Source organism: Nocardiopsis prasina DSM 43845 (genome assembly GCF_000341265.1).
GTDB lineage: Bacteria > Actinomycetota > Actinomycetes > Streptosporangiales > Streptosporangiaceae > Nocardiopsis > Nocardiopsis prasina.
The window spans coordinates 102,595-110,644 of the sequence record NZ_ANAE01000133.1 but is presented as its reverse complement, the minus strand read 5'-3'; the positions used below and the strand labels follow the sequence as shown (position 1 = coordinate 110,644).

6 protein-coding genes and 1 pseudogene are annotated in these 8,050 nt (G+C 71.4%); 2 read left to right on the top strand and 5 right to left on the bottom strand.

The genetic code is table 11. The features are described 5' to 3' along the window. The 3 genes and pseudogenes from D452_RS31400 to D452_RS0114670 all read right to left on the bottom strand — a co-directional run. Positions 1–163 (bottom strand): annotated as a pseudogene (locus D452_RS31400) (ABC transporter permease); the annotation flags it as partial. 80 nt (positions 164–243) lie between these two features. Continuing rightward, positions 244–1,452 (bottom strand): amidohydrolase, encoded by a 1,209-nt coding sequence (locus tag D452_RS0114675; protein WP_017544910.1) that lies wholly within the window; start codon positions 1,450–1,452, stop codon positions 244–246. Positions 1,453–1,490: 38 nt separating this feature from the next. Continuing rightward, the gene (locus tag D452_RS0114670) at positions 1,491–2,891 is read right to left on the bottom strand and encodes a DUF3100 domain-containing protein (protein ID WP_239646392.1); all 1,401 of its coding nucleotides are present in this window, start codon (positions 2,889–2,891) and stop codon (positions 1,491–1,493) included. Between the two features lie 145 nt (positions 2,892–3,036). Here D452_RS0114670 and D452_RS0114665 point away from each other — a divergent pair, with 145 nt between their 5' ends. Together D452_RS0114665 and D452_RS0114660 are read left to right on the top strand one after the other, a co-directional pair. After that, positions 3,037–4,527, top strand: a complete 1,491-nt coding sequence (locus D452_RS0114665) for a chlorohydrolase family protein (protein WP_017544908.1) — start codon at positions 3,037–3,039, stop codon at positions 4,525–4,527. A 29-nt stretch (positions 4,528–4,556) separates the two neighbouring features. Continuing rightward, positions 4,557–5,219, top strand: coding sequence for a GntR family transcriptional regulator (locus D452_RS0114660; protein ID WP_017544907.1), 663 nt, complete (start codon positions 4,557–4,559; stop codon positions 5,217–5,219). A gap of 38 nt (positions 5,220–5,257) precedes the next feature. Here the strand turns inward: D452_RS0114660 and pgi are convergent, their stop codons facing one another. Together pgi and D452_RS0114650 are read right to left on the bottom strand one after the other, a co-directional pair. Next, on the bottom strand, positions 5,258–6,952 hold the full coding sequence (gene pgi / locus D452_RS0114655) for a glucose-6-phosphate isomerase (protein WP_017544906.1): 1,695 nt from the start codon (positions 6,950–6,952) through the stop codon (positions 5,258–5,260). Between the two features lie 449 nt (positions 6,953–7,401). Then, on the bottom strand, positions 7,402–8,028 hold the full coding sequence (locus D452_RS0114650) for a TetR/AcrR family transcriptional regulator (RefSeq protein ID WP_017544905.1): 627 nt from the start codon (positions 8,026–8,028) through the stop codon (positions 7,402–7,404). Positions 8,029–8,050: the final 22 nt, after the last annotated feature.

The window sequence follows — 8,050 nt, the reverse complement described above, 5'->3', positions numbered from 1 at the left end:
GGGGGCCGCCCCCGCCCCCGCCGGTCATGCCGACCTTGTCCTTGCGGAACCGCTGCCAGGCGATCTGGCGCAGGGATCGGCTGGCGGCGTTCCTGGATCCCGCGACGACCGCTTCTGGCTCGGCGTGCTGGGAAGAATCAGGCACGTCCATCGGCGCGGTCATGTACCCCTGCCTCCTGCTGTCTCTGCGTGTAGCCACCCATTGGTGTCAATGTGTTGCTACTTGACTACGCAGAGTTTGCACTAGCGGAGTAGGGCGTTTCCACCTTCCGCGCCGACGAAGACACCGTCACGGGCCACGACCGTCCCGGCCCTGAGCACGAGGTCGCGGGCGGGGACCTTGGCCACGGCCTCGGCCGCCGACCGCGCGCCGACGACCACCAGGTCGGCGGGGCCGCCCACCCTCAGACCGTGGTCGTCGACCCCCAGCACACGGGCGGCGTTGGTCGTCACGGTGTCCAGCGCCAGCAGCAGTTCGTCGTCGCAGCGGCTGGAGTTGCGGTAGGCGATGAGCATGGCCCGACGCAGCATGTCGCCGTCGCCGAAGGGTCCCCACAGGTCGTTGATGCCGTCCGTACCGCCGGCCAGGAGCACCCCGTGCTCCGCGCAGGCCCGGAGCGGTGGCACGGGGGCGTCGTAGACCGCCGCGTTCACCAGGGCGACGCCCGCTTCGGCGAACTGTTCGAGGAGGCGGACCCGGGTGGGCGGGTGCGCGATCCCGAAAGCGTGCGAGACCGCCACGCGTCCGCCCAGGTCGTACTCCCGCGTCATGCGGGCGATGAGGCCCATCTCCCAGGCTCCGAGCGACCCGCCGTCGTGCAGGTGGATGTCGATACCGGTGCCGGTGGACGCGGCGAGGTCGAAGACGGCTTCGAGGTGGGCGTTGGGTGCGTCGTCGAACCCCGCGGGGTCGAGTCCGCCGATCACCGAGGCCCCGGCCCCCACCGCGTCGCGCAGGAGGGAGAGCGTCCCCGGGTTGGTGACGAGCCCGCCCTGGGGGAAGGCCACCTGCTCGATGTCGATCACGCCCCGGTACCGGCGCGCGACCTCCGCGACGGCCTCGATCCCCCGCAGGCCCACGCCCGGGTCCACGTCCGTGTGCGTGCGCAGGTGCGTGGTGCCCGCCGCGACCATCGCCTCCACCAGCGCGGAGGCGTACTCGCGCGAGGGCAGTCCGTGGGCGTCCCTGTGGCGCCGCTCGTGGGCGACGCGTTCGGCCACGGTCTCCACCTGTGGCGCGGAGACCCACGGACCGCCGTACAGGGTCTTGTCGATGTGGGCGTGGGCGTTGACCAGCCCGGGCAGGACGGTCCGGCCCTCGGCGTCGATGACCCGGTCGCCCGGGGCCCCGGCGACGTCCCCCTCCTGGATCGCGGTGATGCGCCCGTCCTCCGCGACGACGGTGACCGGCTCGGTCCGGCCGGGCAGGACGGCGTTGGTGACGCGCAGCATGCGGGTTCCCTTCGGGTGGGGCTCGGTTCGGCCTGGGGCTACAGGTGGATGAACAGCTCGGCGAGCGTGGCGGAGGCGACGATGGTGGTCGTGAAGGTCAGCACGGCCGCCACCACGATCTTCCAGCTCAGCTGTGAGAACGCCTCGCGGTCGCGGCCCATGGTCATCCCGACCAGCGCGAGCTGGGGCAGCCCGATCAGGAGGACGTTCAGGTTCTGGACGAGGTCGGCGATCACCCCGGCGACCGGGGAGATCGGCGTCGTCACGATCGTGGCGATGGCCAGGACCCAGACCGTGGCCGGGATGGCCCTCACCTTGCGGGCCAGGAGGATCGCGATCCCCGTCATCAGCAGCAGCACGGCCATACCCGCGACGTCGCGCGGGTGGAAGCCGCCGGTGCCCAGCCAGTTGAGCAGCAGTCCCGCCACACCGGCGAAGGCGTAGGCGGCGACACCCGGCCGCCATCCCCGGGGGACGTCGGGGTCGCGCGGTCGTTCGGCCTCGACCGCGGCGTCGCCGTCCTCTTTGGGGCGTACCGAGGCGTCACCCTCGGGAACCTGCCCCCGGGCGACCAGCCCCGCCTCCTTGATCTCCGGGGCGGGGCGGCGGAACACACGGCACCAGAAGCCGTAGAGCCGACGGGCCACGGGCAGGCCGATGAACACACCCGCGTAGAAGCCGACGATGTTGGTGACGAGGTTGGACAGGGCTGCCAGGGCGGCGATCTCGGCGGCCTGGTCGGGGTAGAGCAGGGCCAGGGCGCCCACGCCGCCGAGCATCATCGAGGTGGAGCCGACACCGAGTGCCAGGGCCAGCGACAGCGGGTTGTACAGGCCCGTGCCGCCAAGGACGCTCGTGATCAGGGAGATGAAGACGGCACCGAACATCGAACCGATGATCCAGACGCCGAACACGCCCCGGTACTCGGGCGAGGAGGTCCCGAACCGGTCGATGGCGTAGGCCAGGTAGGACTCCCGGTCGATCGCCCAGGTGGCACCGATGGCGGCGCGCCCCATGCCGAGCAGGACGGCGATGGGCAGCGCGAGGATGATCGTCCCGAAGAGCTGGCCCACCTCCTGCATGAGCAGGGCCGGTCCGACCTGTTCGACCATGCCGATCGACGGGCCGATGCCGGTGCCGAGCATCGCGAGGAAGAGGACCATGCCGACCGGGATCAGGGCCTCGCCCGCCGAACGGGCGCCTCCACCCAGCGGGAGCCACCGCTGGAGGCCGACGACGGCCCCCAGCAGGACCACCCAGACCAGCGGGAACAGCACGATGGCGGCGGGTCCGACCCGGAACTTGTGTTCGCCGACCAACACGGACACGACACTGATCAGCAGGCTCACGCCGATGGCGGTCACCCAGTCACCGCGACCGACCGAACCGCGGTTCGACACGTCCCCGTGCGACTCCGCCTGCTGCTTTCTTGCCCTCATCTGGGATACCAATCAGTGAGCCGCTTAATTTTCGAGGAGCTTATGGTTGGGGCAAAACCGCTGTCAAGAGCGATATGGCCCCAACTTCAGCTCCCCTTACGGCCACACCCATCCCCAACTTAAGGGCTCGTGGTATACAAGTTTCATGGATCAGGTCATCAGAGCACGGTACGTGCTGGCGCATTCCGAGGGTTCCCACGTCTGGTTGAGGGACGGCTATGTCGCCCACTCCGACGGCGTCGTCACCGAGGTGGGCACCGGCACCCCGACGTCGACCGCGCCCGTCCTGGACCTGGGCGACTCGATCCTCACCCCCGGGCTGATCGACCTGGACGCCCTGGTGGACATCGACCACCTCATCCTCGACGCGCACCACGACCCGGCGCACGCTCGTTCCCTGGTCGGCTCCGTCGAGCACTGGCGCGACCGTCCGCGCGACGTCCTGACCCCCGAGCAGCGCGACACCCTGCGCAGGTTCGGGCTGGCACAGCTCGCCCTGCACGGTGTCACCACCTACATGCCGATCGCCTCGGAGATCCACCTGGAGTGGAACGAGTCCGCCGAGGAACTGCGCCACCTGGCGGACCTCACCCGCGACTGGGGCCTGCGCGGCTACCTCGGCCCCTCGTACCGCTCCGCTGTGGGCGCCGTCGCCGACGGCGAGCGCACCTTCGTCGAGGACCCCGCGCGCGGTGAGTCCGGCCTGGACGAGGCCCTGCGCTTCGCGGACGAGCTCTCCGAGCGCGACGACGACCTCGTCCGGCCGGTCCTCCTCCCCTGCCGTATCGAGACGCTCACGCCCGAACTGTTGGAGCGCACAGCGAAGGAGGCCGCGAAGCGCGGCCTCCTCGTGCGCCTGCACTCCCTCCAACAGCCGTGGGAGCGCAAGGTGATCATCGAGCGCCACGGCCTCACCCCGCTGGACCTGATCGAGCGCAGCGGACTGCTCAACGACCGGCTGCTCATCCCCCACGCCCTGTGGACCGACCGCAACCCGGAGCTGACCGGCCCGAACGGCGTCGACCTCACCCGCCTGGCCAGGGCGGGCGTGAGCGTGATCCACTGCCCCCTGACCACCTTCCGGTACGGCGACATCCTGGAGACCTTCAACGACTTCCTGGCCGCCGGAGTGACGATGGCGCTGGGCACCGACTCCTTCCCACCCGACCTCGTGCGCGGCATGGACGTGGGCCTGCACGCCTCGCGCCTGCTCCACGGGCACGGCGCCGCCAGCCTGAGCGGCTACATGGACGCCGCGACCCTGGGCGGCGCGGCCGCGCTCAAGCGCCCCGACCTCGGACGCCTGGAGGCCGGAGCGAGTGCGGACCTGACCGCGTTCTCCCTGGACGACTTCCGCGACGGCGTCGTGGAGGACCCCCTGCGCACTCTGGTGCTCAACGGCACCGCCCGCAACGCCACCCACACCTTCGTCGCCGGTCGTCCGGTCGTGACCGACGGGCGACTGCCCGGTGTGGACCTGGTCGCGCTCAGGAACCAGGCGCAGGAGGTGTTCGAGGAACTCCAGCGCGGCTACAGTGAGCGGGACGGCCTCCACCGCCCGGTCGAGGCCCTCTTCCCCCCGTCGTTCCCGGTTCTCGGGGCCGAGTCCAAGGACGCCCGCACCGGCCGGGGGTGAACCAAGCGCACACGGCGGGAACGGGTCTCATGACACGGACATCGGGTGGGTCGGCCCCTCTCACGCAGGCGGCCGAGGTCGCCATCCGTGAGGGGATCATCTCCGGCCGGTACGCACCGGGGGCGCGGCTGCGCGAACGCGAGCTCTCGGAGGAGCTGGGCGTGTCCCGGCTCCCGGTGCGCGAGGCGCTGCGCAACCTCAGGCACGACGGGTTCATCATGACCAGCGCCCACAGGGGCGCGACCGTGCGGACGATGTCCCCCTCGGGGGTCGACGAGCTCTTCGACCTGAGGATCAGGCTCGAACCCTTCGCCGCCGAGCGGGCGGCCCACCAGCACGCCGAGGGGCACGTGCACGCCGGTCTGGCGGCGGCCATGGAGGCGACCGCGGAGGCCACGGAGACGGGCTCCCCGGACCACATCATGACCGCGAACGCGGACTTTCACGCGCAGGTGGTCGAAGCCGCCGGTCACGAGCTGCTGTCCGAGCTCATGGCGCCGATCCTCTCCCGCTCCCGCTGGCTGTTCGCCCTGACGGCCTTCCGCGACCCCCACCTGGAGTTCCAGGCGCACCACGAGATCTACGCCGCGGTCAGCACCGGGAACGCCCGGCTCGCGAGGCTGACCATGGCCGCGCACATCGAGGCCGGACGCGCTCCCTCCCTCGCCGCCGTCGGCGGCGGCGAGGGATAGCCGTCCTGCGGGGAGCCCCGGAGGCGCTCCCCGTCAGGTCAGCGGCCGCGCAGGTCCCGGTACCGCCGGACCAGGGCGGCCGTGGAGGCGTCCAGGTCGGGCACCTCGGCGCCCTCGGTCAGGGCGGGCTGCACCCGCTTCGCCAGGACCTTGCCCAGCTGCACGCCCCACTGGTCGAAGGAGTTGACGTTCCACACCGCCCCCTGGACGAACACCTTGTGCTCGTAGAGGGCGACCAGTTGGCCGAGCACCGACGGGTCGAGCCGGTCGGCCAGGATCGTGCTGGTGGGGCGGTTGCCGGGGAAGGTCCGGTGCGGGACCAGGTCCGCAGGCACCCCCTCGGAGGCGACCTCGTCGGCGGTGCGGCCGAACGCCAGCGCCTGCCCCTGAGCGAACAGGTTGGCCATGAGCAGGTCGTGCTGGGGCACCAGCCCCTCGGGCAGGTCCGGAGCCGGGCGCGCGAACCCGATCAGGTCGGCGGGGACGAACCGGGTTCCCTGGTGCAGCAGCTGGAAGTAGGCGTGCTGGCCGTTGGTCCCGGGTGTCCCCCACACCACCGGGCCGGTCTGCCAGGTGACGGGGCGGCCGTCACGCTGGACCGACTTGCCGTTGGACTCCATGTCCAGCTGCTGGAGGTAGGCGGTGAACTTCGACATGTGGTGGCTGTAGGGCAGGACCGCGTGTGACTGGGCGTCGAAGAACCCGCCGTACCAGACACCGAGCAGGCCCAGCAGGAACGGCAGGTTGCGCTCCGCGGGAGCGGTGGCGAAGTGGGTGTCCATCAGGTGGAAGCCCGCGAGCATCTCGCGGAACCCCTCGGGGCCCAGGGCCACCATGAGGGACAGGCCGATCGCCGAGTCGTAGGAGTAGCGGCCGCCCACCCAGTCCCAGAACTCGAACATGTTGGCGGTGTCGATCCCGAAGCGGGAGACCTCCTCCTCGTTCGTGGAGACCGCCACGAAGTGCCGGGCGATCGCGTCGGAGTCCGCCCCCAGCCCGGCCAGGAGCCAGTCCCGGGCCGCCGTGGCGTTGGTGACGGTCTCCAGGGTGGTGAAGGTCTTGGAGGCGACCACGAACAGGGTCCGTTCGGGGTCGGCGTCGATCAGCGCCTCGTGCAGGTCGGTGCCGTCGACGTTGGAGACGAAGCGGAACTCCAGCCCGCGGTCGGTGTACGGGCGCAGCGCCTCGTAGGCCATGGCCGGGCCCAGGTCGGAACCCCCGATGCCGATGTTGACCACCCTGGTGACCGCCTGGCCGGTGTGACCCAGCCACCGCCGTGCGCGCACCCGGTCGGCGAAGGCCGCCATCCGGTCCAGGACCGCGTGCACCTCGGGCACCACGTCGTGCCCGCCCTCACGGATCACCACACCGCGTGGGGCCCGTAGGGCGGTGTGCAGGACGGCGCGGTCCTCCGTCAGGTTGACGTGTTCGCCGTTCAGCATCGCGTCGCGCAGGGAGGCGACACCGGTGGCCTCCGCCAGGTCGGTGAGCAGTCCCCGGGTCCGCTCGGTCAGGAGGTTCTTGGACAGGTCCGCGTGCAGGTTGCCGACGTCGAGCGAGAACCGGTCGACCCGCGCGGGGTCCTCGGCGAACAGGTCCCGCAGGTGGGTGTCGCCGAACCGCTCGCGGTGCTCGGCCAGGGCGGCCCACTCCTTCCGGCGGTCCAGGGGGACGGCCCCACCGGACCTGTTCCCGACGTCCTCGGTCCGAGGAAGGGGTGTACTCGCAGACATCCGGTCGCTCCTCGTCGTCCATGATCGGCTGCGGGCCCTACCGGACACCGCGTGCGGCTGTCCCCCTACCCTCCCATGAAAGCCGCCAACCACGGGCTCTTCCGCGCACGTCAGAGCACCAACGGACGCGATTCACACCGCCGGACCGGGGGCTGGGGCCGCTCCGCGTCGTTCCGCCTCCGCCACCGTCGGACCGGGGCGCGGGCCTCCACGGGCCGGTGCCGCATCAACCAGCGTTCGACCCGTGGTGCCGCGCCGCTCGAAGGAACCCCTCGTGTCATCGCTGAGGGCGAGGAGACACCGCACCCAGGTGATCCCGCCGTCATTCTCCGCCTGGACGGGTTCGGCCCAACCCGTCTCCAGCCCCTCCGGGACACCAACGGCCCGAGCGCGGCGAGCCGCGGGGCGAACGCCGCCCGACCCGCGCCGCCAGCGTCCGTCCGGGCTCGTCAGGTCCGGGTGGGAGGCGCGCTCATCGCCGCCGCGAGGAACGTGATCGCCCACGTCCGGGCCGCTTCGCCCGGCCCCGGGGAACCGCAGCCCGGTGTGGGCTCCTGGTGCACCTCCAGGCGGTCGACGGCTGTCACGGCGAGGATCCCCCGCATCCGGAACCCCAGTTCCTCCGGGGACAGGCGGGGAAGTGCGCGCGCGAAGGCGGCGAGGTAGCGCTCGCGGACCGAGTCCTCGGCCGGGCCGGTCCAGCTGCGTACCTCCTCGGCGGGGTCGCTGAGGATCGTCATGATCAGCCTGGATGTCCGGGCGCCCGCGCCGCCGGCCCGCATCCCGTCGAACATCGGCCCCGCGAACGCCTCCACCAGTTCGGCGACCGGTGGTTCGGGGGTCCGGGAGAGCAGTCGGTCGAGCCCGGCGCGCTGGGCCGCGTTGATGGGCTCGATCACGCGGCGGGCGACCGCGGCCATCAGCTCCGACTTGGAGCCGAAGTGGTAGCCGACGGCCGCAAGGTTGGCTCCCGCGAGTGTGGTGATCGCGCGAACCGAGGTGCCGCGGTATCCGTGCTCAGCGAAGAGGTGCTCGGCCGCGTCGAGGATCTGGGTTCGGGTGTCTGGGCTTGCCACACGAGCGACTCTACATATGTTT

Bases quoted from the DNA above. Each gene is read 5' to 3' on its own strand.
- D452_RS0114675 (WP_017544910.1), bottom strand. From the start codon at position 1,452: ATGCTGCGCGTCACCAACGCCGTCCTGCCCGGCCGGACCGAGCCGGTC.
- D452_RS0114660 (WP_017544907.1), top strand. From the start codon at position 4,557: ATGACACGGACATCGGGTGGGTCGGCCCCTCTCACGCAGGCGGCCGAG.
- D452_RS0114670 (WP_239646392.1), bottom strand. From the start codon at position 2,891: ATGAGGGCAAGAAAGCAGCAGGCGGAGTCGCACGGGGACGTGTCGAAC.
- D452_RS0114665 (WP_017544908.1), top strand. From the start codon at position 3,037: ATGGATCAGGTCATCAGAGCACGGTACGTGCTGGCGCATTCCGAGGGT.
- pgi (WP_017544906.1), bottom strand. From the start codon at position 6,952: ATGTCTGCGAGTACACCCCTTCCTCGGACCGAGGACGTCGGGAACAGG.